Annotated in this window: 24 protein-coding genes; 10 read left to right on the forward strand and 14 right to left on the reverse strand. The window is 45.5% G+C overall.

All coding sequences use genetic code 11. The annotated features are described in order from the left end of the window. Nucleotides 1-2 precede the first annotated feature (2 nt). From BN1969_RS09925 to BN1969_RS09940, 5 genes are all read left to right on the forward strand, one after another. Nucleotides 3-1,967: an ABC transporter permease gene (locus tag BN1969_RS09925; RefSeq protein ID WP_050624156.1), complete on the forward strand. Its 1,965-nt coding sequence runs from the start codon at nucleotides 3-5 to the stop codon at nucleotides 1,965-1,967. 150 nt (nucleotides 1,968-2,117) lie between these two features. After that, the gene (locus tag BN1969_RS17965; RefSeq protein ID WP_117497604.1) at nucleotides 2,118-2,282 is read left to right on the forward strand and encodes a DUF6440 family protein; all 165 of its coding nucleotides are present in this window, start codon (nucleotides 2,118-2,120) and stop codon (nucleotides 2,280-2,282) included. A gap of 55 nt (nucleotides 2,283-2,337) precedes the next feature. Beyond that, entirely contained in the window at nucleotides 2,338-2,772 is a 435-nt protein-coding gene (locus BN1969_RS09930) for a winged helix-turn-helix domain-containing protein (RefSeq protein WP_029465871.1), read from the forward strand. Between the two features lie 167 nt (nucleotides 2,773-2,939). Next, on the forward strand, nucleotides 2,940-3,854 hold the full coding sequence (locus BN1969_RS09935) for a ParM/StbA family protein (protein WP_050624157.1): 915 nt from the start codon (nucleotides 2,940-2,942) through the stop codon (nucleotides 3,852-3,854). A gap of 4 nt (nucleotides 3,855-3,858) precedes the next feature. Beyond that, nucleotides 3,859-4,269 carry a hypothetical protein gene (locus BN1969_RS09940; protein ID WP_050624158.1) on the forward strand — a complete coding sequence of 137 codons (411 nt, stop codon included), beginning with the start codon at nucleotides 3,859-3,861 and terminating at the stop codon, nucleotides 4,267-4,269. A 30-nt stretch (nucleotides 4,270-4,299) separates the two neighbouring features. Here BN1969_RS09940 and BN1969_RS09945 read toward each other — a convergent pair whose 3' ends face one another. Continuing rightward, nucleotides 4,300-4,629 carry a helix-turn-helix domain-containing protein gene (locus tag BN1969_RS09945; RefSeq protein ID WP_050624159.1) on the reverse strand — a complete coding sequence of 110 codons (330 nt, stop codon included), beginning with the start codon at nucleotides 4,627-4,629 and terminating at the stop codon, nucleotides 4,300-4,302. Nucleotides 4,630-4,755: 126 nt separating this feature from the next. On the opposite strand from BN1969_RS09945, the gene BN1969_RS09950 reads away from it, so the two are divergent. The 4 genes from BN1969_RS09950 to BN1969_RS09960 all read left to right on the forward strand — a co-directional run bounded on the left by BN1969_RS09950 (nucleotide 4,756) and on the right by BN1969_RS09960 (nucleotide 6,661). Continuing rightward, nucleotides 4,756-5,307 (forward strand): SLOG family protein, encoded by a 552-nt coding sequence (locus tag BN1969_RS09950; protein WP_050624160.1) that lies wholly within the window; start codon nucleotides 4,756-4,758, stop codon nucleotides 5,305-5,307. A 445-nt stretch (nucleotides 5,308-5,752) separates the two neighbouring features. After that, nucleotides 5,753-6,052 (forward strand): hypothetical protein, encoded by a 300-nt coding sequence (locus tag BN1969_RS18615; RefSeq protein WP_242850321.1) that lies wholly within the window; start codon nucleotides 5,753-5,755, stop codon nucleotides 6,050-6,052. A gap of 19 nt (nucleotides 6,053-6,071) precedes the next feature. Continuing rightward, nucleotides 6,072-6,482: a sigma-70 family RNA polymerase sigma factor gene (locus BN1969_RS09955; RefSeq protein WP_242850322.1), complete on the forward strand. Its 411-nt coding sequence runs from the start codon at nucleotides 6,072-6,074 to the stop codon at nucleotides 6,480-6,482. Then, nucleotides 6,479-6,661 carry a helix-turn-helix domain-containing protein gene (locus tag BN1969_RS09960; protein ID WP_050624162.1) on the forward strand — a complete coding sequence of 61 codons (183 nt, stop codon included), beginning with the start codon at nucleotides 6,479-6,481 and terminating at the stop codon, nucleotides 6,659-6,661. The genes BN1969_RS09955 and BN1969_RS09960 overlap by 4 nt, the downstream gene beginning before the upstream one ends. A 53-nt stretch (nucleotides 6,662-6,714) precedes the next feature. Here the strand turns inward: BN1969_RS09960 and BN1969_RS17155 are convergent, their stop codons facing one another. Both BN1969_RS17155 and BN1969_RS09965 read right to left on the reverse strand, forming a co-directional pair. After that, nucleotides 6,715-7,134: a winged helix-turn-helix domain-containing protein gene (locus BN1969_RS17155; RefSeq protein WP_077138746.1), complete on the reverse strand. Its 420-nt coding sequence runs from the start codon at nucleotides 7,132-7,134 to the stop codon at nucleotides 6,715-6,717. A 94-nt stretch (nucleotides 7,135-7,228) separates the two neighbouring features. Then, entirely contained in the window at nucleotides 7,229-8,605 is a 1,377-nt protein-coding gene (locus tag BN1969_RS09965) for an MATE family efflux transporter (RefSeq protein WP_050624163.1), read from the reverse strand. 213 nt (nucleotides 8,606-8,818) lie between these two features. Between BN1969_RS09965 and BN1969_RS09970 the strand changes: the two genes are divergently transcribed. Then, nucleotides 8,819-9,340: a PadR family transcriptional regulator gene (locus BN1969_RS09970; RefSeq protein ID WP_050624164.1), complete on the forward strand. Its 522-nt coding sequence runs from the start codon at nucleotides 8,819-8,821 to the stop codon at nucleotides 9,338-9,340. 108 nt (nucleotides 9,341-9,448) lie between these two features. Here the strand turns inward: BN1969_RS09970 and BN1969_RS09975 are convergent, their stop codons facing one another. The 11 genes from BN1969_RS09975 to BN1969_RS10025 form a co-directional block, all read right to left on the reverse strand. After that, entirely contained in the window at nucleotides 9,449-9,874 is a 426-nt protein-coding gene (locus BN1969_RS09975) for a winged helix-turn-helix domain-containing protein (protein WP_050624165.1), read from the reverse strand. Between the two features lie 36 nt (nucleotides 9,875-9,910). After that, nucleotides 9,911-12,544, reverse strand: coding sequence for an ABC transporter permease (locus tag BN1969_RS09980; RefSeq protein ID WP_050624166.1), 2,634 nt, complete (start codon nucleotides 12,542-12,544; stop codon nucleotides 9,911-9,913). A gap of 20 nt (nucleotides 12,545-12,564) precedes the next feature. After that, nucleotides 12,565-15,213, reverse strand: a complete 2,649-nt coding sequence (locus BN1969_RS09985; RefSeq protein ID WP_050624167.1) for an ABC transporter permease — start codon at nucleotides 15,211-15,213, stop codon at nucleotides 12,565-12,567. 13 nt (nucleotides 15,214-15,226) lie between these two features. After that, complete coding sequence (locus tag BN1969_RS09990) at nucleotides 15,227-15,892, reverse strand: ABC transporter ATP-binding protein (RefSeq protein ID WP_050624168.1); 666 nt, start codon at nucleotides 15,890-15,892, stop codon at nucleotides 15,227-15,229. 211 nt (nucleotides 15,893-16,103) lie between these two features. Then, nucleotides 16,104-18,752 carry an ABC transporter permease gene (locus BN1969_RS09995; RefSeq protein WP_050624169.1) on the reverse strand — a complete coding sequence of 883 codons (2,649 nt, stop codon included), beginning with the start codon at nucleotides 18,750-18,752 and terminating at the stop codon, nucleotides 16,104-16,106. Between the two features lie 13 nt (nucleotides 18,753-18,765). Beyond that, complete coding sequence (locus BN1969_RS10000) at nucleotides 18,766-19,431, reverse strand: ABC transporter ATP-binding protein (protein WP_050624170.1); 666 nt, start codon at nucleotides 19,429-19,431, stop codon at nucleotides 18,766-18,768. 143 nt (nucleotides 19,432-19,574) lie between these two features. Continuing rightward, on the reverse strand, nucleotides 19,575-20,606 hold the full coding sequence (locus tag BN1969_RS10005) for a sensor histidine kinase (protein ID WP_050624171.1): 1,032 nt from the start codon (nucleotides 20,604-20,606) through the stop codon (nucleotides 19,575-19,577). Then, complete coding sequence (locus tag BN1969_RS10010) at nucleotides 20,603-21,289, reverse strand: response regulator transcription factor (protein ID WP_431834538.1); 687 nt, start codon at nucleotides 21,287-21,289, stop codon at nucleotides 20,603-20,605. Before BN1969_RS10010 ends, BN1969_RS10005 begins: the two co-directional genes overlap by 4 nt. A gap of 358 nt (nucleotides 21,290-21,647) precedes the next feature. Continuing rightward, nucleotides 21,648-22,070: a winged helix-turn-helix domain-containing protein gene (locus BN1969_RS10015; RefSeq protein WP_050624173.1), complete on the reverse strand. Its 423-nt coding sequence runs from the start codon at nucleotides 22,068-22,070 to the stop codon at nucleotides 21,648-21,650. Between the two features lie 187 nt (nucleotides 22,071-22,257). Next, nucleotides 22,258-24,750: an ABC transporter permease gene (locus BN1969_RS10020; protein ID WP_050624174.1), complete on the reverse strand. Its 2,493-nt coding sequence runs from the start codon at nucleotides 24,748-24,750 to the stop codon at nucleotides 22,258-22,260. Beyond that, nucleotides 24,747-25,421, reverse strand: coding sequence for an ABC transporter ATP-binding protein (locus tag BN1969_RS10025; protein WP_004611623.1), 675 nt, complete (start codon nucleotides 25,419-25,421; stop codon nucleotides 24,747-24,749). Before BN1969_RS10025 ends, BN1969_RS10020 begins: the two co-directional genes overlap by 4 nt. Nucleotides 25,422-25,445 lie beyond the last annotated feature (24 nt).

Genomic DNA, 25,445 nt, shown 5'->3' on the forward strand with positions numbered 1-25,445 from the left:
ATATGTACTGGAAGTTAGCAATTCAAAATATTCGCAGAAGCCTGCGGGATTATATCATTTACTTTGTGACGCTTACCTTGACTGCGGCATTGATGTACTCATTTTTGGCACTGGGCTTTTCATCAGATGTTCTTGCTATGGCAGAAAATATGTCGATGCTGACTACTGGAATTTTGCTTATGTCGGCTCTGGTTGCTTTTATGTCCTCGTTTGTGATCGGTTATGCAATCCGCTTTATGCTGGGACGACGGAAAAAGGAGTTTGCAACCTACGAATTGATTGGCATGGAAGCAAAGACAGTACGAAATTTGTTTCTTGCTGAAAACAGTATCATCGGTACAGGGGCTTTTCTGCTTGGTTCTTTGGTTGGCACAGGGCTTTCCGGTTTGCTGAATCAGGTGGTAAAAAATATCTTTGAGGTACCGCATACCTATCAGGTTTCCTTTTCTCTCCAGGCATGGGCAGTAACATTTTTGTTTTTTGCCTTGATGTATGGTTTTGGGATGCTCCGAGCGGCAAAGATTATCCGGCATCAGAAAGTAATCGATTTGCTGTATGATAACCGCAAGAATGAAGAATACCATTTCAAATCATTCCGCCATAGTCTTTTGGTAGTATTGTTTTCAATAGCCGCAATGGTTGCAGGCGTGATTTTGCTTGGGCGGATGCTTCAAACTCAAACCAATGAAGCATTTTTGTACCTTGGCGGAGCCTGCCTGCTCATTCTGGTGGGTGTTTACGAGCTGCATCGCCAGATTCCGCTTTTGCTGCACCGATTTGCAAAACAAAATCTGCGCCATAAGTACAAAGAAGAAAATCTGTTCTTCCTGGGGCAGATTGGGCGGCGCATCCATTCTGCTGGCCGGACAATGGCTGTGGTGGCGATTCTTTTAACCATATCCCTGACAACCATGTTTGTGGGGCTTACAATGGGAGCAGGCTACAAAGCCAACATGAAAGCCTATTATCCATATGATGCAGGCGTGGCGATTGATGCACCTTTGGAAAAATCCAGCATGGATTCCATCGTTTCCTTTACAGAGGAGCATTGTGGAGTCGAGGATTCTGTGAGCTATTATCTGTATGCGGTTCCTGAAAAACCGATCGAAGCCTTGTCCTTGTCCGACTATAACCACCTGCGTGAGATTTTGGGACTTTCTCCTGTTTCCATGAGCGACAACGAGTTTTTGGTTCATTGTGATACATGGAACTATATGGACGGAATCCGGCAGGGTTTGAAGCAGCAGCCGGAGATCACATTAAATGGTCAAACCTTGACTATTGCAGAGACACCAATCCTGACGGAGCCGATGGAGCAGTATCAAATGGCCGGAACGAAGGGATATGTACTTGTTCTGCCGGATGAAGCAGCTTCACAATTAGTCGGAGAAAAAATTCGTCTGGCGATGAAACTGGAAGATGGCGGATACCCGGAATTGAAAAGCGGCTTGAAGCAATTCCTGAACAGTGGGAAATGGCAGCCGGAATTGCAGTCCGGTCAACAGCTCCCGGAAAAAGTAACGATGGGTGTTACAGTAAAGGCGTGGGGTGTTGCCAATTCGCTGACTGGATTTACAGCCATTTCGTTCTGCGGATTGTATTTAAGCATTATTTTTATTATCCTATCCTGCTCGGTTCTTGCATTTGAGCAGCTTTCTGCCATAGACAAAAACCAGAAGAATTATGCAGTCATTGACCGTTTGGGTGTACCGGGCCACAGGCAGGCTTCCCTGATCCGCAGGGAACTGTCCACAGTCTTTTTGATCCCACTGCTATTCCCTCTTTTGCTGACGGTTTTACTGATCACAGGGGCACAGTTCTTTTTTGGAGAGGCAATCTTGCAGCAGGGACTTGTACCTCTTTATGGTCTGGTGACGATCCTGCTATTCTGTGCAATCTACCTGACCTATTTTGGTGCAACAATGTTCTTATTCAAACGAGTTATTCTTCGACCAGAAATGAGATAAAACTTGAATTGCTACAAAAATGAAGCAATTCAGCCTGTTTTCTTGTCAAAAAAGAAAATGGTTAGGAGATTTCTGCAACATTTGGTCTTTATCATAGAGTAATAAATTAGAAATGCTGATACCTTACACTATGCAAAGGAGTGGATTACTATGGCAAACAAAGAAAAGCGCTTTGAAACAATCTATACACAGGGAACTTCCTTGAGTATTGTTGTAGACACCGAAACAGGTGTAAACTACCTTGTCCATGATACGGGGATTACCCCTTTGCTGGATAAAAACGGAACAGTCGTTATTACTGAAATAAACAAGTAAACTTTATATTGGTTGCAGGGTATCAGCATTCTAATTACAAATAAGGGAGGGACATATGGGAAAAATCTTTGTATTGTCGGTAACAGACCATGAAGAATACATACTTAGCAGAATTATGGAGATTATTGCAGCCGAGCCAGGATTTGACCATATTGTGTCATCTCACCCTTGTAATACTCTTGTTTTTCCGGGATTGGAGCTTCGCCTGAAGGAGAGAACGGTACACCGAAACGGCGAGTTAATTTCTATGACCCATCGGGAATTTGCGACATTGGTATACTTGGCAAACCACCCGTCCTGGGTATTTTCTGCTGGGCAGATTTATGAAGAAGTGTGGGGTGAGGATGGTGAAAACTGCGGAACAGCCGTTGCCAGCGTCATTGGTCAGATCCGCAGAAAACTGACTCCGGATATGCCGAAAGCGGGTTATATCCGTACTGTTTTGGGGAGCGGATACAAATTTGAAGTTCCGCAGGGTATGGCAGAATAGAACAATCAAATATATATTAGCTGCGCACATTATGAAGCAGCCAAAAGCGGGAAACCTTTATGATGGGTCTCCTGCTTTTTGTTTTCATAAAAATAGTGTGTGATTGTTGAGAATAGGCGTCATATAGGCGTAAAGGATATGTATAAAGCAAAAAGGAGGCATTACATATGCTTATTGGCGTTGATCATGGCAACAAACAAATTAAAACGGTTCATTGCAACCCCTTTGTGTCCGGTCTGAAGCAGAGTGTCACCCGTCCCTTTGGACAGAATGTGCTGAGGTATCAGAATACCTACTATACGCTGTCTACTGAGCGGATTCCTTATCGGAAAGATAAAACGGAGGACGATCGCTTCTTTATCCTGACCCTATTTGCTCTGGCTGGTGAGATTGAAGCGAGGGGAGCATATTCCTCAGAGGTTCAGCGTATCCAACTGGCAGTAGGGTTGCCGCCGGCACACTTTGGCGCCCAGGTGGAGCGGTTTACACAATACTTTGGGCAGCGGGGAATGGTAGAATTTGAGGTGCAGGGCAAGCCGTATTCCATCTATATTGAAGATGTGGCCTGCTTTCCACAGGCATATGCAGCGGCGGCCACCATGCTTCACACGCTTGTTGAAGAGCCAAAGGCGGTAATTTTGGATATTGGTGGGTTTACTGCTGACTATCTGCTGATGAAAAACGGAGAGATTGACCTTACCTCCTGTGATTCGTTAGAAAATGGCGTGATCCTGTTGTACAATAAGGTGCGTTCAAAGGTGAATTCGGAGCTGGATCTGTTGTTGGATGAAGGAGATGTGGATGCCATACTGATGGGAAAAAAGACTCAATATCCGGATGCAGCCATACGGCTGACAGAACAGATGGCGCAGGAATTTATCAATGACCTGTTCAGCACGTTGCGGGAGCGAATGTTGGACTTGCAATATTGCAAGGTAGTATTTGTAGGCGGCGGTGCCATTCTTTTGAAGCGGCAGATCGAAACTTCGGGCAAGGTGGGAGCACCATTCTTCGTACCGAAAATCAATGCAAATGCGGATGGCTATGAGTATCTGTACCGGATTGAAACAGCAGGCAGGTGATGGTATGGGCGAGAAAAAAGAACGAGGACGGTTTACGCTGCGCTTTAATGAGGGCGATCCCATACACGAGACGGCCATTGGGTTACTGGAATTGCAGAGTCCCCGCACAAAAGCGCAATATGTGGCAAATGCAGTGGTCTACTATAATGAGCACTTTGGGCAAGAGCCACAGCCGCTAAATGCTTCGATCATCAGCAAAGAAGCGGTGGTGGCTATTGTCAAAGAGATTTTGCGGCAGGAAGGTATGGGACAGGAAAAAGCAAAAGAGCAGATTCCCACAGCCAGATTGGTGGAGAAGCCTGTAGCGCCTGTGATGCTTTCGACTGCACAGGAAGTGGACGATGATCCAGAAATGGACGATAGGACACGCAGCCTGATTGCCAGTACTTTATTTGCGTTCCGCAGCAGGGGATAATCAAAAGAGGCATGGGAGCCAGTGATGCTCCTATGCCTCTTCCTGTATGGCCGCGATAAAGCTGTCTAAAATATCTTCAAAATGCCTGTATTGTTTGGGCGTTAGTGTGGAAATCTTCTCCATAAGAAGGGAGGAATCTGTTTCTGTGATGATGCCTCGCAACAAGTATTCGGTGCTAATGTTGAGTGCATCACAGACTTTGAGGATTGTTTCAGGTCGCATAGCCTTTTGTCCCAGTTCTGCGGTGGAGATGGTCTGTGGTGTGACATGAGCCAGCTCTGCCAGAGTTTCCTGGGTCATATTCAGTTGTTTCCTCCGGTCGAAGATCCGTTTACCCATATCCTTTAGTAGATTATCCATGCGTCACCTCCATGCCATAGTTACATTTTATCCGCTATGACATGGATTATTAAGCGGTCATGGTTGATTTATCTCGTCTATGGCAAGTATAATAGACGAAGATGGATGCCGGGAAAGGAGAACCATATGAACAGTTTTTCGTGTGTTATTACAGGCCATAGGCCGACTCGTTTCAAGTTCAAATATAACGAAAAGGACAAGCGCTGCCAGCGAATCAAAAAGTGTTTGCAGGAGCAGCTTATACGGCTTTATAATCAGGGAGTGCGATGCTTTTGGGCTGGAGGAGCAATGGGAGCTGATATGTGGGCGGCGGAGATCCTGTTGCGTATGAAAGAACAGACAGCGTATCAAGATGTGGAATTGTGTCTGGCTCTCCCCTTTGAGGGATATGATGCAGACTGGGATGATTGGCACCAAAAGAGGATGAAGTTTATTCGCAAATATGCAGCGAAGGTTTTAATCCTGGGTGAAATGCCATCAAGTGAGAATTATAAAAAACGCAATTGCTTTATGGTGGATCAGGCCGGCTGTATGGTGGCTGTTTATGATAATGTAAACAATATGCGATCCGGAACTCAGCAGACTGTTAACTATGCCAAAAAGAAAGGACTCCAAATCATTTATATCCATCCGGATACGGCACAGGTAACGACAGAAGATGCAACTTTATGGAAATAATAAAGGAATAGCTCCAAAGCGGAAAAATGCAGTGACCGTTTTGGAGCTTGTTTTGTCATATAATGTCGAATGATTTTCTCTTTCCTCGAAGGATATTCCAATGCTACTCCAAAAGTTTCCGAAAACTGTCAGTTACACTGTAATTATGGCAGTGATCCCAAAAATCAATGAAAATTCAGCAAGCGGAGGTGGGGGTATGAGATCAGTACGATACCCAATGAAAATCGGAAGTACAGGGCGGTCTTTATCCTGATGATGGGGATAAAGGCCGCCTCCTGTTTTCATATAGAATAGCTCTGGAACAGTATTTGAAAAAAGTATTATTTTACAATTTAACAATTATCAGCAGGGCGGCAGCGTTGCGCTGCCATATCGCGAAAGAAAGGGGATGATGCAGGCCGCCTGTGTGCCGTCCGCATAACTGCGGACAGGGAGTAACGGTGTTATGGAGAAAGGATTCCACGACATCGAGCAGTTCATTGCTTTCATAACTCCAGGACACACGGCTTTTCATGAACGGCTCTCAATAGGGGTATATCGTCGAGGTAGGGCAAGAGAGTTTTCTTCATATAAAGATAAACCTCCACCTGCCCGAACGGTATCTATTGAACTGCTCGATGCAGAAATTCAAGAAACAGCTGGTTTTGTCCATTGGTACAAAGCTGGCTGTTTTTCTTTATATCAGGCAGTTTTGGCCCGATGCAGGTCACCGCCAGAAGCTCAGGAAATCCATCGGAATTCTTGAGACTTTTGGAGGTAAAGCCATGTGGCAACGGAACAATGGGCAGGCAGAAGATGACCTGCAATTTAGATTTACAGCATATTTGGTGTCGGCGGTCAAGCGCCGCAGAAAAGATTATTTGATCCAGCTTTATAAACGAAGCAGTATAGAGAGTGCTGTGGAAGTGGTCTATGAGTCTGAACCCAGCTCAGAGGAAGTGGTCTTGGACAGATTACCGCTTATGGATGTCATTGAGAATGGAGCGCTTCTGGAGGCGTTGCAGAAACTCAATGAACGGGAACGCCAGATATTTCTGGCCCGAACGCTGGAGGAAGAAGATTTTGAGACTTTGGGAGCAAAGTTTGGACTGTCCTATAAAGGGGCAGCGGCGCTTTACTACAGGACGATTCAGAAAATCAGAAAGAGTATTGTAGTAGGAGGTGACAAGGGATGAATTTTGAATGTCTGCTTCTCAATGCCAAAGCCGGAAACGAGGATGCCATTACAGTGATTTTACAGATGTATCGACCATTGCTACTCAAGTATGCCATTATTGATGGTGTACTGGATGAGGATTTGTACCAGGAATTGAGCATTATTTTGTTGAAGGCGATTAAATTATTTAAGATTTAAGTCAATGAGAAAGGCTCCGAGATCATTATGGCCTCGGAGCCTTTCTTACTGACTTAAAAGGGAGAACTGTTAAATTTATATCCGCTGCCCAGTACAGTCTGGATATAACCGCCCTTCGGTGTGTCTGGCGTCAGTTTGCGACGAATCTGGCCAATTACACTGGCAACTGCAGTTCCGCAGTGTCCACCATCCGAATTCCACACAGCCTCGTAGATCTGGCTGGCAGAAAATACCCAGCCAGGATGACGAGCCAGATATGTAAGGACTGCAAATTCATGGTGGGTCATAGGAATAAGCTTGCCACTACAGTACACAGTATGTTCTTTCAGTAGGATTTCCAAATTGGAAAAGGAAAGACTTGACTGTGGAGGGGCAATATGGTCAAAATCTGGTTCATCTGCGATGGCTGCCATGACTCTATTAAAAATATGTTCTTCGTGGTCAGAAATGGACACTATCAAGAGTTTTCCCATATTGTGTATATCCCCCTCCTATATACTTATATTTAGTGTTCGATGATTTTTCCTTTTGTCAGCGAATACGGGCTTTCGTTATAGTAAAATTAGGTTATTGCTTTTTTTCAGAAATAGTATGGCTTTCGGTTATGGATATTTCCCTATGAAGATGTATTGCCATAAACAGTGTGATTACTACGGAAATTATATCTGCAATGGGCTGGGCATATAGAATTCCATTCATGCCCCATACCATAGGAAGCAGCAAAATGACAGGAACAAAGCAGATACCTTGCCTGCATGCCCCTAAAAAGAAACCTGCCGCTCCCTTGCCCAGAGCAAGAAATAGAGAGGAGTATACCGTGTAGAAACCGAAAAAAACGAATGTAAGGCCGTTCGCAAACAGGGATTTTTGACCGGCTAAAACCATTTGAACATCTCCCTCGGTAAATTGAGAGATAATCTGCGTAGAGAAAACGGCCATCACCAAACCCACGACTAAGCAGAAACTTGTAGACCAAATAATTGAGGTTTTGATTGCTTCGCGCAGACGATCAAATTTCTTTGCCCCATAGCTGAATCCGGCAATAGGCTGAAACCCTTTCAGAAATCCAAAGACAACAAGCGTTCCCATAGAAGTAATTCGAGTGACTGCCCCCATGCCTGCAATAACCGAATCGCCATAATCGCTGGCTGCACGGTTAATCAGAGCAATAGAAAGACTTGTAAGCAACTGGAATACCAAAGTAGGTACACCGATTTTCAAGATTTCCACCATCATTTGCCCATTTGGAGAAAATGCTTTTAAGCTGAAAGAAAATGCACTTCTTTTTCGCAGAATGTATGTAAGATAAACAAGTGTAGATACTAGCTGAGAAATTGCAGTGGCGATCGCTGCACCGGCAACCCCTATGTTGAAAGTGTAAATAAAAAGAGGGTCTAATCCAATATTCAACACGGCTCCCAACAGTAACGCACACATAGTTGTTTTTGCTGCACCTTCACTGCTTACAATATTGTTCATGGTCACATTAAACACATTGAAAACACAGGACAATATATAAATTCTTGAATATGTCAGAGCATACGGCATGATAGTTTCTGTCGCGCCTAACATAGTCAAAATTGGTTTAAGGAAGATTGTAGAGAAAAGGATGATAATAGCGCCAATCAGAAGACTGCTATATAGAGCGGTACTTGCCACCTTATTGGCAGTATCCTTATCGCCTCGTCCCAGAAGTCTTGATAGGTAGGATGCAGCACCGTTGCCAAACATTAGTCCCAATCCAACTACGACTTGTCCTAATGGGAAAACGATGGAAATAGCTCCCATTTGACTTTTTCCCAGTCCGCTCACAAAATAGGCATCCACCAGATTATATAGGGCATTGATTAACATTCCAATCATAATCGGCACGCCAAGCGCCATCAGAGCTTTGGGGATAGGCGCACTGCCCAAAAGCTCAAGTTTGTTGTTACGTTCACTCATTGTTAATACTCCTTTCACTCTTTGAAGGTATAAAATAGAGTAGTATAAATTATAGTATACTACCGAATGAATATACTACTATGATTTATAGTAGATGTCAAGAGGAGAGAGGCGATTTGCCTTGACAAAGAGTATAAAGTCTACTACTATAATTTATAGCGACTTTGACGGTAATATTTCATGCAGAGAACATAGCGAAAGGGTGTGATCCACATGGCTACCATAGATTTAATCGTGTTGGGAATTTTAAAAAAGGAGCCAATGAGTGCCTACGATATTCAAAAATTAGTAGAATATAGAAAAATATCAAAATGGGTAAAAATAAGTACCCCGTCTATTTATAAAAAAGCAATTCAGTTGGAAGAAAAAGGACTAATCCGAGGCGAAATCGTAAAGGAAGGAAAGATGCCAGAAAAAGCAATTTACTCTCTAACGGAAGCCGGAGAAGCAGAATTTGAACGCCTCATGTTTGAGATTTCTGCAAAGCCGATTAACATTTTTCTTGACTTCAACGCTGTTATTGTAAATTTGGATTTCTTGCAGATCGAAAAACAAAAGTCGTGTATAGCAGAAATTCAGGAAAATGTTAGTGTCTTAAAATCCTATTTGGAAGATAATATACGGGAAAAAGAAAACACCCCCAGTATTCCGGAAACAGGTATGGCCGTCTTGCGTCAGCAGTATGTACTGGTGGAAGCAATCCAAGAATGGATTAGTTCTTTAAATATTATCTGAAACCAGCATTCTTATAGGAATTATAGTTGATTGAGTTATAGTGTTCATGTCTCATGGAAATAAGAAAGGCTTCGAGATTATTACGGTCTCGAAGCCTTTCTTGCTGCCTTAAAAGGGGGAACTGTTAAACTTATATCCGCTGCCCAGTACAGTGCGGATATAACCGCCCTTCGGTGTGTCCGGCGTCAGCTTGCGACGGATTTGGCCGATTACACTGGCAACTGCAGTGCCGCAGTGCTCACCATCTTTGTGCCATATAGCTTCATAGATTTGATGAGCGGAAAATACCCAACCTGGATGACGAGCCAGATATGTAAGGACTGCAAATTCATGGTAAGTCAAAGTGATGAGGGTACTGTTGCAATATACAGTTTGTTCCTTTAGCCGAATTTCAAGACCAGGGAAGGAAAGTGCAGACTGCGGTGGAGATGGTGCAAGGTGGATAAACTCCGGCTCATCCGCAATAAGCTCCATAATTTTATTGATTATATGTTCTTCACAGTCAGTAATGGACAGAATCACGAGTTTCCCCATCTTGCTCACATCCTTTCTCACTTGTTTTGTGATATTTTATTCTGAAGTCCTCAGCCGCTCCACCACAGTTCCTTTGTTAAAGAAGTGGAGAACGATCAGCGGAATAACCGCAGCCAGCAGCAGATAGAGCACACCAATGACCAGAACAGGAACCAATGTAATGTTCAGAGTAAAGAACCACATGGAAGGGCCATTCAATGCGCTCTTTAGCACTGTGACTGCCAGGATCGCTGCGACTGCTCCGCCGATAATGTCCGCACCTACGGCATAGTAGATGCCCTCATAGACCGTCAGGCAGCGAAGCTGCTTGCCGGTCATACCGATGCTCTGCATGGTAGCAAACTCATGGCGGCGGGTGATGATGTTGGTAATAATCATGTTGGTAAAGTTAATCAGTCCTGCAAAGGCCATGATGCAACCAATCAGACCGCCGATAACCAGGATCATGCTGCGGACCGAATCAAGCTGCTCTTTCAACAGCTTGGTGGAAGTATAGGCAACCGAAGTATTTTCACTCACATAGCTGCTCAAAAATTCTTCCATCTGCGGCTGCAAGGCTTCATCCACATTGAATCCATAAGTCAGCAGCGTGGGAGCGTCATAGATTTCCTTAAATACAGTGTCCGGCAGATACACAAAAGGAGCATCAGCGGCGATGTGCGCCTGGGCGGTGGTGCCTGTCGGCGTTTCGGTTTCCGTTCCCACGAGGATCGCTTTTGCAAGGATAGTGCTGGTTTTGACCAGTTCCCCATCCTTGTAGAAGGAAATGCTCTCTCCAACCTGTAACTGATCGGTCAGCGGAGTGTTCCTTGGTTCCTCTGTCAGTTTGTCCATGGGACAGCCAATAATGACATATTCTCCGGTAGCCATTTTCTGAGTTAAGGTTTCGGCATCTTTTTCGCCTTCAAAAATACACATATCCGCCCAGAAATTCTCGGAGGCTCCCATCACATTACCAAAATAGCGCCTTTCGGTATCAGAACTTGTGTACAGGCTATATCCCTGATAGCTTTGATTTACGACGCCTTCTTCCTCATGGAATAGCTCTATGCCACTTAAATCTTCAAACCCATAGTCAACCAACACATTTCTATCGTCTTTTGTATTTCGGTAAAGATAGCGTTCATCCTCAACTCCGGGCTGTCCGGCAATCAGATCCACCGCCTGCTGTGAGAGCGTATCTTCATGGTGCTGAACGCTTTCCATTACATTAAATGCGGCGGAGTTATAGACATTAAAATCTGTTCTGGTAACACGGTTTACCCACTTTTCTTCATCAAGGCTTTGCGTCACAATGATGATAGAGTTAAACAGGACGATGCACAGAAGCAGGGAAATAATGATGAACGCTGAACGCCTGCGGTTGCGCCCCAGGTTGGAAAAGGCCATGCGGGACAGCTTTACTCCATTGGTACGCTTGGCACTTCTCTTTTTATAGGCGTTCTGCTCGGTGTAGCGGATCGCCTCCAGAGGAGAAATCTTTGCCGCCTTTTTTGCAGGCTTCCGGGTGCTGATAAACACGGTCAGGATCGTAAAGAGGGCGGCAATAACAAAGATCAGAGGCGAGGTCGATACGGATGTACCCACCATAGAGTATTCAAGGTTAATGATCTCTGTCACGATAGGAAGCAGCACCCAGCCGGCAAAGAAACCGGCAATCAGACCAATAGGCAGCCCAATCAGCGTGAGCCAGACTGCCTGACGGTTCACAATACCCTTGATCTGCCGTGTGGAAGTTCCAATCGTCCGCAGCAGACCGTATTGCCGAACATCCTGCATTACGGAAATATCAAAAATATTGTAGATCAGCAGGTATCCGCACACGACAAACATCAGGATAAATACAACAGCAAACACGATGGACTCTGATGAAGTCAATCCCTGGGACATTTGATTTTCAGAGGCGAGAATGAAATTGTCTGCGCCCATATCCTCTGGATTGCCGCCAATGGAGCAAACGAACTCATTCAACTGCTGCTGAACATTTGCTTTATTCTTCAGCACGACATCGGAAAAAGTAACGCCGGACATTTCATGGTCTACCGCATAAGTGTTCTGGACCACATCGGGGTTTTCCTTTATAAACTGCTCTGAAACAGTCGCAACGCTCACAGAGTCATTGCTTGCTTCCCACCAGCCGGAAAGCACCATATCGTAATGATAAGTTTTCCCCCGCAGTTCAAATTCTAACGGAACCTCTGCGCCGATCTCAGGTTCTACACCCAGCGCCTTCAGCGCCAAATCCGTAGTGGCGATCTCATTCGCTTTCTCCGGTGCTGCTCCATGGGTAGGCACGCAGAAGGTCAGCTCCTGCTGCACACTGTCCGCATAATTGATCTCAATGGAATGGCTGGAAGTATTGCTTGCATAGCCAATGATGCGCCGGTGACCTGCCTGCTCCACAAAATCGCTGTTTACAAGCTGTTCATACTGTTCCTCCGTCATATATCCTAAAGTGCCATCCGCCTTGCTGCCTTTCTGCATTTGCAGAGAGAGCTGGATGGAGGACGCCATATTGAACGCCAAGGAAGTGATAGAGGTAAACAGGAAAGCAGTCAGAATGATTGCCAACAGTGCAGCCAGATTGCGGACCTTATTCTTCTTGAAATAGCGTTTGGATAACTTGGTTATCACTTTGGAATTATTGTTGCCAAATAAAATATCATTCATGTTGGTCACCTCCTATGCCTTTACTCATTTACCCGAAGCCGTTCTACGACACTTCGATTGTTAAAGAGCCGGAGTGCGACAACGGGAACGATAAACGCCAATGCCAAAAACAGAATCAGCATAATCAGCGCCGGGAGCAAGGTCATCTGGAATGTCATCATAATACTGCTTGGGCTGATCTCTACAAAAGATCTTACCAATGTTATGCCAAGCACAGCAGCAGCCAGCGTACCAACAATCCCGGCCAGCAGCACATAGGAGAAACTTTCAGAAATCATCATCTTTCGGAGCTGCCGGTTCGTCATACCGATGCTCTGCATGGTGGCAAACTCATGACGTCGGGTAATGATATTGGTCATAACCAGGTTGATGAAGTTGATTAGACCAACCAGGGCAAATACCGCGCCAATCATTCCGCCAATCAGCAGGACAACATTTTTTACACCGGAAACAGTTGCTTTCATCGTCAAGATAGAAGTATAGGCAACATCTGTATCCTGCGCCAGATAGGTTTCCATCTCCTGCTGGTACTGTTCCTCTACATCAAATAAAAAACCGTACAAGGTAGGAGTTTCATAAATCTCCTTGAATTTGTTTTCAGCCATAAAAATTCTTGGACCTTCTATTATTTGTGCGATATTTGAACCGCCGCCAGTCACAGTCACATCTCCATCAGTAGCTGCGGCTTTTGCGATAATGGTAAACTCCTTGGTTGGAGTTCCATTTTCATAAAATTGAATGGTATCTCCAACTGATAATCCAAAATAAAAAGCGGACTCTGCCCCAGCAAAGTTACCATGATCGTCATATTCGCCCATTAAAATTACATTGTTGCCATTCCAAAGTTTGTTTTTTAAGACAGATAAATCAGTTTCACCTTCGATAATGTCCAGCCGATCAAAGAAGTTTTCCGAAAAGCCAAATACATTTCCGAGGGGGTGGTTATCCGCAGTCAACCCAACAGTATGCCCACCATTTTCTGTTCGGTAAACACCTAAATTGAGGTGTTCCGGCAGCATTCGCTGCTCCTTATTTGTGTTATCAACCACATAGGGAGTTCCCCAGTCACAAGAGATATGGTCATCTTCAAAAGTGTTCCGGTACAGATAGGCTTCGTTTGTGACTCCGGGCTGTTCCTTGATTTCCTCCACTGCCTTCTCTGGAACAGCACTGTCATGCCCAAAGTTATCTCCCCATGCAGCTTGAATGACTGGACTATATACTCTAAAATCACTTCGGGTCTGGTTTTCGATATAGACATCTTCGTCAAAGCTGCTGCTGAAGATAAACACCGAGTTCAAGAAGACAATGCTCAAAGTCAGGGAAATCACAATAAAGACTGTCCGGCGCTTATTGCGCTGAAGATTTGCCTTCGCCAGGCGGGGAATAACTGACCCGGAAGCTGTCTTTTTTCGCTTTATGGAAACAGCGTCCTGATCTACATATCGGATAGCCTCGATAGGGGACACACGGGAAGCTTTCTTTACTGCCTTTCTGGTACTGATATAAACCGTAAGTCCCGAGAACAGAATTGCACCCACGATAATCCCCAAATATGGGAGTGTGCCGACCTCAATGTTTCCACCGCTGTAATCAACCGCAAATATCTGGAGTGCAGCGGGCAGAATACTGCGGCCAAGCAATGTGCCAAAAAGCAGACCGAATGGCGTGCCGATCAGAAACAGGTACAGTGCCTGCCGATTGACCAAACGCCTGATTTGCCTAGAAGTTGTTCCCACAGTCCTCAGCAAGCCGTACTGTCGAATATCATTGGTTACAGCAATCTCAAACACATTGTAAATCAGCAGATACCCACAGAACATGAACAGGACGCCAAATACACCCGCTACCAGCCACATCATAAGGCCGCTTTCATTGGAAACAATAGGATTAGGAGCAACACGGACTGCGTTGTCAGCACTGGCATCATCCGGATTACCGCCGATATTGCGGACAAGCTCTGAAATGCGGTCCTTTACCATGTAATTATCCCGCATTACTACATCGGCTGTATAAATACCACAGCCAACACGCCCCTGGGCAATATCGCTCATCATTTCTGCGTTTTCTTCCAGAAAGGCTTTGGAAACAATGACCGATTCCGATTTTTCATTTGGTGTGTCGTAAATACCGGATACGACCATATCAAAATGATAAACCTGATCACTTTGACGAACCTTCAATTCAACAGGAATTTCCGCCCCGATTTTTTCTTCGATGTTCAGATCCTTCAGTATATTGGCAGAAACCAAAACCTCATTTGCTTTTTGGGGTGCAGAGCCTGTGCGCGGCGTCAGCATCCGAATTTCCAACTGGTTCTGATCGGCATAATCGACCTCTGCAACACGCCGGTTTGTGTTGGTCATAATTTCGACTGGTATCCAGCAGCCCACCTTTTCAAACATGGCATTTTCTTTTAACTGCTGAAACTGCTTCTCGGAAAGTCCCTGCACCAGAGCGTCAGCAGATGACCCCATCAGTTTTGCCATGCTGTATTCCAGCGTTCCACTGGCACCCATGCCAATGGTCAGGACTGCCGTAAAGAGAAAGGTCGTCAGGGCTATCGCGATAGCTACAATTACATTCCGCATTTTGTTACTGTGAAAACTGCGGTTTGCCAGCTTTTTGATGACAGCCTTGTTGTTATTGCCAAATAGAATGTCATTCATAGTCCCGCCCCCTTTACCGCACGATCTTACCATCCTCGATCCGAATGATACGGTCAGCAAGCTGGGCAATCTCACTGTTATGGGTAATCATCACGAGGGTCTGGTGGAATTTTGTGCTGGTAACTTTCAGAAGGCTCAGCACATCGCTGCTGGTCATACTGTCCAGATTGCCTGTTGGCTCGTCCGCCAGAACGATAGCAGGCTTCGATACCAGAGCGCGGGCGATGGCTACACGCTGCTGCTGACCGCCGGAGAGATTGCTGGGCATATTGTTCAGTTTATCCTCCAGCCCCAGCATCCGCACCACTTCTTTCATAAACTTCTTGTCTACCTTGTTTCCGTCCAACTCCACAGGCAGCACAATGTTTTCAAAGACATTCAGCACCGGCACCAGATTGTAGTTCTGGAAGATGAAGCCGATCTTTCTTCTGCGGAAGATGGTAAGCTGCTCATCTTTCAATGTAGAGAGGTCGCGCCCATCCACAATGACCTTGCCGGAAGTAGGCACATCCAGCCCGCCGATCATGTTCAGTAGCGTGGATTTGCCGCTGCCGGAGGTTCCAACAATCGCTACAAATTCCCCCTGCTCAACAGAGAGGTTCACACCATCCAGGGCCTTTGTGATATTCGGCTTTGTGCCGTAGTATTTTTTCAGTTCAGTCGTTTGCAAAATGCTCATAGAGAACACCATCCTTTCTTTAACTTAGACCCATTGTAACGAACAAACCTCACAGAAATGTCACGAGCCACAAAAAATTTCCGCTAAATTCGGCCCCAAATGTCACAAGTTCGTGACATTTGAAAAACCGGGAGAAAAATCCCCCGGTTTTCCGCGTCCCACAGCCACATACGACGGCGCAGGAAGTATTCACTTGATATGGCTGCGCCTGTTATTCATTTACCCGAAGCCGCTCTACGACACTCCGATTGTTAAGGAGTCGGAGTGCAACAACCGGAACGATAAACGCCAGTACCAGAAAGAGAACCAGCATAATCAGCGCAGGCAGCAAGGTTATCTGGAATGTCATCATCATACTGGTAGGACCGTTTTCTACAAATGCTCTTAGCAATGTCATGCCAAGTGTCACCGCAACTAATGTGCCGACAATCCCTGCCAGAAGCACATAGGAGAAACTTTCCGAAATCATCATTTTTCGGAGCTGCCGGTTCGTCATACCAATGCTCTGCATAGTGGCAAACTCATGACGGCGGGTAACGATATTGGTCATAACCAGATTGATGAAGTTGATCAGGCCCACCAAAGCAAATACAGCACCTATCATTCCGCCAACCAGCAGGACAACATTTTTAATGCCTAAAACATCAGCTTTCAGCGTTGTAATAGAATTATAGGAAACATCGGTGTCCCGCATCAGATAGTTCTCCATATCCTGCTGATACTGTTCCTCTACATCAAAGAGGAAACCGTACAAGGTAGGGGTTTCATAAATCTCTTTGAACTTATTTTCTGACATATAGATCTTTGGTCCACCAACATCTGTCGTAATATTATCGCCACCGCCAGTCAAAGTCATTTCATTGCTCGTAACAGCAGCCTTTGCAATCACTGTAAACTCCTCAGTCGGAGCTCCATTTTCATAAAATTGAATGGTGTCTCCAACCGACAGGCCAAAATAATAGATATTATCCGCACCACCGCTTAAGTTTCCCTTATCGTCATAGTGACTTACTAAAATTACATTGTTACCATTCCAGAGTTTTTCTTTCAGGACAGACACATCGCTTTCACCCTCAATGATGTCCATCTTGTTCAGGAGATTTTCAGAGAAGCCATACACATTCCCAAGAGGAAGGTTATCCGCAGTCAACGCAGCATAATCCTCTCCATCCTCAGTCCAGCCGAGATTTAATGAATCAGGAAGTACATAGGCATATTTATTTGTATTGTCAATCGAGAAAGAAGGACCCCAATCACAGGCAATATGATCATCCTCAAAAGTATTACGGTATAGGCGGACTTCGTTCATTACACCTGGCTGCTGTTCAATTTCCTCTACCGATTTTTCTGAAACAGTACAGCTATGCCCAAATTCATCTCCCCATGCGGCTTGAATGTCTGGGTTATAAACCGCAAAGTCACTTCGGGTCTGTTTTTGTACATAAGTAGCTTCATCAAAGCTGCCGCTGAAGATAAATACCGAGTTCAGGAGGACGATGCTCAAAGTCAGGGAAATCACAATAAAGACCGTCCGGCGCTTATTGCGCTGGAGGTTGGCCTTCGCCATGCGAGGAATAACTGCTCCAGTATTTGTCTTTTTCCGTTTTATGGAAACCGTATCCTGTTCTACATAGCGGATAGCCTCGATAGGTGACACACGGGAGGCTTTCTTCACCGACTTTCTGGTACTAATATAAACTGTAAGTCCTGAGAACAGGATCGCACCTACGATGATACCCAAATATGGAAGTGTGCTGACCTCAATGTTTTTACCACTATAATCGGCAGCAAACATCTGGAGTGCCGCAGGCAGAATACTGCGTCCGAGCAGGATGCCAAAAAGCAGGCCAAATGGTGTTCCAATCAGGAACAGGTACAGCGCCTGCCGGTTGACCAAACGCTTGATCTGCTGGGAAGTAGTCCCCACCGTCCGTAGCAGGCCATACTGCCGAATATCGTTGGTAACTGCAATCTCGAATACATTGTAGATCAGCAGATACCCACAGAACATGAATAGGACGCCAAATACACCTGCTACCAGCCACATGATAGAGCCGCCGCTGTTGTTGGAAAGGAAAGTGTTGGGGGCTACACGGACATAATTCTCAGCACTTCTATCGTCTGGATTACCGCCAATGCTGCGGACAAACTCCGAGATACGCTCCTTTACCATGGAGCTATCCCGCATAATCACATCAGCATCATAAATGCCACAGCCCTCACGCCCTTGGGCAATTTCGCGCATCATCTCCGGATTTTCTTCCATGAAGGCTTTGGAAACAATGACTGATTCCGATTTTTCGTTTGGTGTGTCGTAAATACCGGATACAATCATATCAAAATGATACATCTGTCCGCTTTGACGATTCTTAAATTCGATAGGAATTTCTGCCCCAATTTTTTCTTCGATGTTCAGATCCTTCAGTATATTGGCAGAAACCAAAACCTCATTTGCTTTTTGGGGCGCAGAACCTGTGCGCGGTGTCTGCATCCGAAGCTCCAACTGAGGCTGATCTGCGTAATCAATTTCCGCAACCATCCGGTTGGTGTTGGTCATGATCTCAATGGGAACCCAACAACCTACCTTTTCAAACATGGAGTTTTCTTTTAACTGCTGGAATTGTTCTTCGGAAAGGCCCTGTACCAGCGCATCCGCACCAGTGCCGATCATCTTTGCCATATTGTATTCCAGCGTTCCCTTGGCTCCCATACCAATGGTCAGGACTGCTGTAAAGAGAAAGGTTGTCAGGGCAATCGCAATGACCGCAATCACATTCCGCATTTTGTTGCTGCGGAAGCTGCGGTTCGCCAGCTTTTTGATGACAGCCTTGTTGTTATTGCCAAATAGAATGTCATTCATAGGCCTGCCCCCTTTACTGCACGATCTTACCATCCTCGATCCGAATGATGCGGTCGGCAAGCTGGGCGATCTCACTGTTATGGGTAATCATCACGAGGGTCTGATGGAATTTCTGGCTTGTGGTTTTCAGAAGCCCCAGCACATCGGCGCTGGTCTTGCTGTCCAGATTGCCAGTCGGTTCATCAGCCAGGACGATTGCAGGCTTTGACACCAAAGCGCGGGCAATGGCTACGCGCTGCTGCTGGCCGCCGGAAAGGTTATTGGGCATATTGTTCAGCTTATCCTCCAGCCCCAGCATCTGAACGACTTCTTTCATAAACTTCTTGTCTACCTTGTTTCCGTCCAGCTCCACAGGCAGCACGATGTTTTCGTAGACATTCAGCACCGGCACCAGATTGTAGTTCTGGAAGATAAAGCCGATCTTTCTTCTGCGGAAAACGGTCAGTTCCTCGTCTTTGAGTTTGGACAGCTCCTTGCCATCCACGACCACCTGGCCGGAGGTGGGCACATCCAATCCGCCTATCATGTTCAGCAGCGTGGATTTACCGCTGCCGGAGGTTCCCACGATGGCTACAAATTCGCCCTTTTCTATGGAGAGGGTCACACCATCCAAGGCTCTGGTAATGTTCGGCTCTGTGCCATAATATTTTTTCAGTTCAGTCGCTTGCAAAATGCTCATAAAGAACACCATCCTTTCTTTTTGATAAACTCATTGTAACGACCAAACCTCACAGAAATGTCACGAGCCACAAAAAATTTCCGCTAAATTCGGCCCCAAATGTCACAAGCCTGTGACATTTCAATTTTTGGGGCGTGTCGGCACTACTTTCGGAGCAGGAAAACAGAAAAGGTTGAGCCTTTCCCGACCTCGGACGCCACCCTGATATAACCGCCCTGCAAGGTCACGATCTCGCGGGCCAGATACAGGCCAATCCCAATACCGTCCACATCATGCACCGCATCTTCCCGGTAAAACCGTTTGAAAATCGTCCCCTGGTGCTGTTCTGAGATGCCAATGCCGGTATCAGCAATGTCAATCTTCACATACATTTCCCAGCCTTCCACCGACACACGGATCTGCCCGCCTGCCGGGGTGTATTTCACAGCATTATCCAGAATGTTGAACAGGGCTTCGCTTGTCCATTTTCTATCATGGCGCGCATCCAAATGCTCCGGGCATTCCACCTGCACATCTATTTGTTTCTTTTCGGCATTGAGCAAAATCCCGCCCAGGGCAGCGGCAAGGGTATCATAAACCGGCTGCTGTTTTTGCTCCAGCGAAATGACTCCCGTTTCCAGGCGGGAGGTTTTAATCATGGCTTGCATGAGGAAGTCCAGCTTATCAAGTTGGCTGGCCTGGGCTGTCAGAAATTCCTTTTGCTTCTGCGGGGGAACCTCGTTTTCAAGCAGCGTGTTGTTGATCATCTTCAAGTTGGCAATCGGGGTCTTGACCTGATGGGAGATGTCGGAGATCAGCTCTTGCAGGTCAGCCCGTTCCTTTGCGATGCTGTTTTTATTTTCCTGCATGACCTCGTACAGCCGCCCCAGCCGGTAGTTGATTTTATAGAACAGGCTTTCTTCCTCGACCGTCTGCTTCGGCTGCATATCCCCGGAGAGCATATCATCCATCTGACCACAAAAGGCATCGGAGAACCGGACCAGCTTCCGGCGGATCAGGGCCACAAAGAAGATAACGCAGAGCAGTACAAAGAGACTGAACAGGAACACACACCGGACAGCGGTTATATTCTGGGTCAGCAGATAAACAGCGGTGCAGACTGCACCAACTGCCAGCAGCAGAAGCGTTCCCAAAAGGATGCAGGCTTTGTTGATGGAGAGTTTTCGCATATTCATTTCGGTGCCCCTCCAATCCACATATAGCCCATACCGTACACCGTCTTGATGTACTGGCGGCCCTCCGTTTCAATTTTGTTCCGTACCCGGCTGATGGCCGCAGTCAGGGCGTGTTCATCCACAAAGTTCCCATCGGCATCCCACAGCTTTTCAAGCAGCACCTGTCTGGTCAAAACATTCTGCGGGTTTTTGGTCATGATTTTCAACAGCCGGTATTCCAATGGAGTGAACACCAGCGGCTTACCGGACAGGGAAGCAGTCATCTCCGAGAAATTGATGGATAGTGCGCCATCCTCATAGCAATCGCCTCCAGACTGTTTCGCCACCCGCCCCAATACCACGGACAGCTTTTTTTGAAAGACACTCATGGGAAATGGCTTGGTCACATAGTCTTCTGCGCCCAGCTCATATCCTTTGAGCATATCGCTCTCCATATCATTTGCGGTCAGGAAGATCACCGCTGTATCCGGCCGGCGCTCCTTTACCTCCCGGCAGAAATCAAAGCCATTCCCATCCGGCAGGTTTACATCCAGCACGATCAGGTCATAGTCCTGCTTGGTCAGAAAGTTGCTGGCTGCTGATTTTGTCAATGCAGAGTCCACGGCATAGCCCGCAGCATCCAGGTTATAGCACAAGGTATTATTCAAAAGTCGGTCATCCTCGACTACTAAAATTCGCATTATATCACACTCCTTCATTCTTAGTGTAGCATCCAAATGTCACAGAAACCTCACGAGAGGATTATTTTTTTGTATTTTTGAAACGATGGTCTGCCGGTTTCTCCGCATCCTTGGGAATCAGCCAAATAGTAGCCATCTTCACAGCACCGGGGATACGCCCACCGGCATACAAATAATTGATCTGACTTGGGGTAACACCCCATTTTCTGCTGCTTTTTCATGGAATATAAGTTATGTGGATTCATATGATTACTCAATTATAATTTCTTGGCTCAATCAACGCAAGGAAGTAATACTTGTAGCCTTGTTTTATATAAAACGAAGCGCCGGACAGAGCCAATCGGCATATGTCCGGCGTTTCCTATATCACGGATTCAAATTTATATCCACTGCCCAGTACAGTTCGGATATAGCCACCCTTTGGTGTATCCGGCGTCAACTTGCGCCGGATCTGACTGATGACATTGGCAACGGCGGTGCCGCAGCGTTCACCGTCTCTATCCCATACAGCCTCGTAAATCTGGCTGGCTGAGAATACCCAGCCAGGGTGACGAGCCAGATATACAAGAACTGCAAATTCATGGTGAGTCAGAGTAACAAGTTGACCTCTGCAGGATACTGTCTGCTCCTTCAGCCGGATTTCCAGATTTGTAAAAGAAAGAATGTTGCAAGGGAGAGGAGGCGCAATATGGTTAAGCTCCGGCTCGTTTGCGATAGTTTCCATAATTTTATTGAGTATATGTTCTTCGTGGTCAGTGACGGATAATATTAAAATTTTGCCCATATTGTTCGCCTCCTTTGCTTGGGGTAAATGCGGAAAACTGCTGCGCCAGTGGCCGCCAACAGTACCAGAATCAGCACAGCAAATAGACAAAAGCTCCTTTATCCACCTGCTTTCACTGATAAGGTCATTCTAAAACCTAAATGTCCACGAAATATTAGAAAGTTCGGGCATTTCAAAAAATAGTATTCTACTCAACCGTTTCAATCGAATCCACAATACTCATTTTTGAAATTTTCCGTAGTGGAATTGCTGTTGCCAGCAAGCAAGCTCCTACTGCCAAGAGGGTTGCTTCAAGAATGGGCATGACAGGGATTGCAACAAGCTGGATAGTGTCGCTCGTGGCCGCCTCAATGAAGATCGTACAAACATATCCCAGTACGCTTCCGATCACAGAGGCAATGACTCCGTAATATGCACCTTCCCAAAGAAAAGTTTTATAAAGGCTACCGGAGCTCATTCCAATGGCCCGCTGCATACCGATTTCTGTTACTCTGGTGTGAATATTCGTGTAAACGGTATTGATGATGTTAAGAATGCCGATTAGGCCAACAAAAAGAATCAGTCCCCATGCCAGCATTTGAATCTGTGCAAAACTCTCTTTTAGTTGCTGGTCGGTTTCTTCATACGACAAGAATGTTGTCCCCGGTGTTCTATTACAAAACGCCTCGATAAATGTATCAAAGTTTTCCCTGTCAGCACCCTCATTCAGCGTAGGCAAAAACTCTGAATAGGTATCTTTTCCCGTCAGGCGTTCATAGATAGCGTCATCAACGATTACCTGAACACCATTTGTGAAACCGCCGTTACCAATACCAAGATAACCGTCATAGCCATCTAAAGTTTTCAAAACATCCAGCTCCGTTCCCGCAACACAGATGCTTTCTCCAGCCTCTATATTTGTAAATTCAAGAACATCTTCGCCGTAGCTCATTGGAATAGGATTCCTGACGATGCAGGCGTTCCCTGATTTCAGTTGTTCGAGCTGTTCTTCTGATAATTGATCCCCCATGAAATAATCCCAATATTCATCGTTCAATCCGACAACCTGAAAAGTTTCGCCAGGTTTTAGTTGAAATTCAAGACTGATTCCATCGAGCTGCCCATTTTCATTTTGTTCGTAAAGCGAAAACTGTATAGCAGCTACACTCTGTACTGCTTCATTTTTCTGTAAGGTATTCAGATCGTCTGCGGTAAATCCAACACTTTCATTTGTGATCTGATAATCTCCTAAATGGTTATCTTGCAGGGTACTTGCAGCGTTCAGTAAAGAGGAAAAACCTTGCAGTGCAATAAAAACCGTGATACTCATAACAAGGGACAAAATTGTAATTGCAGTACGACCTTTATTTCTCTTTAAGTTCAGACGGGCATAGTATGCTTCAAAATTATGGATTTTCTTTGCTTTACGCTTTCTGCGTCGAATTTTCAGATTTGTTCCAGACATCGCCATAATAGGGGATACCCTTGCGGCTGATCTGGCTGCTGGTAATGCTGCAAACAACGCAAACGCCAAAGTGATTGCTCCGCTTAATATCAGTAAGGTTCCATTCAAAGAACTGTTTTCTGCTATTAGGGTTTTCAATTCGGAAGAATCCTGAACCAAGAACAATTCGGGAGAAACCAGGCCGGTAGCTGCCTCTAAAATCCCTCTGGCACTCAAAAAGCCAAGAAGCATACCAATAGGAATCCCAATCAGACACAATAGGGTTACTTCAATTACAATGATCTGATAAAGTTGTCCTTTTTCGCTTCCAATAGCCCGAAGTGTTCCATATCCCTTTATTCGTTTTGAGACAGATATTTTCAGAATGTTGTAAATCACAAGGCCAGCAGCCAGCAAAATTAAACTGCCCACTAATATCCCTGCGACTGTCATAAAAGAGAATCCCTTATCATTGGCATCCTCGGAATTTGCAGTATAGGAAATTCCCAAAGCGTTCAAATATACAATATTGTAGCTGGTATCAAGCTCATGGATGTTCAATTCCTTATTGATGTCATCGACAACTGCTTGAAAACTCTTTTTATCGGTAGTCTGAATATCCACATTGTAATAAATATAAGATTCCGGTAGAAGTTGTTCGGCAGTTCCTTCTCCTACAACTCCCGTAACAGTGCCGCTTGTATATCCTAAGTAGTTATTTTTCAATCTCCCTGTAAGAACAAATTCCGCTGTATAGGAATAGCTGTCCACAATGTTGTGGCGAAGATTTTTTTGCAGTGAAAGTGTAATCTTATCTCCAATACCGCCCTCAAAGCCAAGATATTTCAGAATATCTTCCGAAAGAGCTATTTCCATCGGGGCTTCTGGCAGACGACCTTCTTCTACACTGGTACTGGACGGATAGATAGCGGCATTGTCATCCAAATATTCCATCAAACCAAGGGTAAGAGATGGGGAGAGTTCTAAACTTCCCATATAAATAGATTTCCCTACATAGGAAAGACGCTCATCCTGTTCCAGTGCGTGAAGCTGATCTGCATTCATCTGCAAAAAAGTGGCATATCGGTTTCCTCCGATAGCGATGGCCTGCTGTTCCCGCATTGCACTAAGTACGCCAATGGATTGTCCTACAATGGTTGTCATCATAGTAGACAGCACAACGGCAATCAAAATAAGAATAGAAGTGACTTTTTGGGACAGCAGTTCTTTCAATGCTAATGTACGATAAGATTTCATTTCGCTGTCACCTCCGTAAGCACACCATCTACAATCTGAAACTGCCGGTCTGCCATTCGTGCAATACGGCTGTCATGGGTAATGACAACGAGAGCTTTCCCCATCTTTTTCCATACATTTTGAAGCAGTTCCATGACTTCGCCGCCGCTTTTGCTGTCCAGATTTCCCGTAGGCTCATCCGCAAAAATTACATCCGGCTTTGCAATCAAAGCGCGGGCGATGGCTACACGCTGCTGCTGGCCGCCGGATAACTCATGGGGCAGATGTTCCAAGCGGCCCTGAATGCCAAGTAGTTCTGTAATCTGTTTCAGGTATGCTTCATCCGGTTTTTGTTTATCCAGCAAAAGAGGCATGATAATATTTTCTTTCGCCGTCAGAACTGGAAGCAGATTAAATTGCTGAAAAATAAATCCAATCCGTTTACGGCGGAATGCCGACAATTCCTTATCGCTGTAACTGTAAATATCTTTACCATCGTAGGTCAGCGAGCCGGAAGATGGCTTATCCAAGCCGGAAAGCAAATGCAGCAGGGTACTTTTTCCGCTTCCCGATGGCCCCATAATGGAAATAAAATCGCTGGATACAATTTCGAGATTTGCACGATCCAAAGCCACCACTCGGTTTTCACCGTCACCATAAATCTTTGATAAATTCTTTGCCTCAATATTCATAAAAAACACTCTCCTTATTTGTGG

This window comes from Clostridium phoceensis (assembly GCF_001244495.1).
In the GTDB taxonomy this organism is placed as follows: Bacteria; Bacillota; Clostridia; order Oscillospirales; family Oscillospiraceae; genus Lawsonibacter; species Lawsonibacter asaccharolyticus.

Excerpts from the sequence above, each read along its gene's own strand:
- BN1969_RS09970 (WP_050624164.1), top strand. The coding sequence starts at position 8,819 with ATGGCTACCATAGATTTAATCGTGTTGGGAATTTTAAAAAAGGAGCCA.
- BN1969_RS09950 (WP_050624160.1), top strand. The coding sequence starts at position 4,756 with ATGAACAGTTTTTCGTGTGTTATTACAGGCCATAGGCCGACTCGTTTC.
- BN1969_RS18615 (WP_242850321.1), top strand. The coding sequence starts at position 5,753 with ATGGAGAAAGGATTCCACGACATCGAGCAGTTCATTGCTTTCATAACT.
- BN1969_RS10015 (WP_050624173.1), bottom strand. The coding sequence starts at position 22,070 with ATGGGCAAAATTTTAATATTATCCGTCACTGACCACGAAGAACATATA.
- BN1969_RS09940 (WP_050624158.1), top strand. The coding sequence starts at position 3,859 with ATGGGCGAGAAAAAAGAACGAGGACGGTTTACGCTGCGCTTTAATGAG.
- BN1969_RS10020 (WP_050624174.1), bottom strand. The coding sequence starts at position 24,750 with ATGAAATCTTATCGTACATTAGCATTGAAAGAACTGCTGTCCCAAAAA.
- BN1969_RS09960 (WP_050624162.1), top strand. The coding sequence starts at position 6,479 with ATGAATTTTGAATGTCTGCTTCTCAATGCCAAAGCCGGAAACGAGGAT.
- BN1969_RS09975 (WP_050624165.1), bottom strand. The coding sequence starts at position 9,874 with ATGGGGAAACTCGTGATTCTGTCCATTACTGACTGTGAAGAACATATA.
- BN1969_RS09965 (WP_050624163.1), bottom strand. The coding sequence starts at position 8,605 with ATGAGTGAACGTAACAACAAACTTGAGCTTTTGGGCAGTGCGCCTATC.
- BN1969_RS09955 (WP_242850322.1), top strand. The coding sequence starts at position 6,072 with ATGTGGCAACGGAACAATGGGCAGGCAGAAGATGACCTGCAATTTAGA.
- BN1969_RS17155 (WP_077138746.1), bottom strand. The coding sequence starts at position 7,134 with ATGGGAAAACTCTTGATAGTGTCCATTTCTGACCACGAAGAACATATT.
- BN1969_RS09935 (WP_050624157.1), top strand. The coding sequence starts at position 2,940 with ATGCTTATTGGCGTTGATCATGGCAACAAACAAATTAAAACGGTTCAT.
- BN1969_RS10025 (WP_004611623.1), bottom strand. The coding sequence starts at position 25,421 with ATGAATATTGAGGCAAAGAATTTATCAAAGATTTATGGTGACGGTGAA.
- BN1969_RS09980 (WP_050624166.1), bottom strand. The coding sequence starts at position 12,544 with ATGAATGATATTTTATTTGGCAACAATAATTCCAAAGTGATAACCAAG.
- BN1969_RS10000 (WP_050624170.1), bottom strand. The coding sequence starts at position 19,431 with ATGAGCATTTTGCAAGCGACTGAACTGAAAAAATATTATGGCACAGAG.
- BN1969_RS10005 (WP_050624171.1), bottom strand. The coding sequence starts at position 20,606 with ATGAATATGCGAAAACTCTCCATCAACAAAGCCTGCATCCTTTTGGGA.
- BN1969_RS09925 (WP_050624156.1), top strand. The coding sequence starts at position 3 with ATGTACTGGAAGTTAGCAATTCAAAATATTCGCAGAAGCCTGCGGGAT.
- BN1969_RS09990 (WP_050624168.1), bottom strand. The coding sequence starts at position 15,892 with ATGAGCATTTTGCAAACGACTGAACTGAAAAAATACTACGGCACAAAG.
- BN1969_RS09985 (WP_050624167.1), bottom strand. The coding sequence starts at position 15,213 with ATGAATGACATTCTATTTGGCAATAACAACAAGGCTGTCATCAAAAAG.
- BN1969_RS09930 (WP_029465871.1), top strand. The coding sequence starts at position 2,338 with ATGGGAAAAATCTTTGTATTGTCGGTAACAGACCATGAAGAATACATA.
- BN1969_RS17965 (WP_117497604.1), top strand. The coding sequence starts at position 2,118 with ATGGCAAACAAAGAAAAGCGCTTTGAAACAATCTATACACAGGGAACT.
- BN1969_RS09995 (WP_050624169.1), bottom strand. The coding sequence starts at position 18,752 with ATGAATGACATTCTATTTGGCAATAACAACAAGGCTGTCATCAAAAAG.
- BN1969_RS09945 (WP_050624159.1), bottom strand. The coding sequence starts at position 4,629 with ATGGATAATCTACTAAAGGATATGGGTAAACGGATCTTCGACCGGAGG.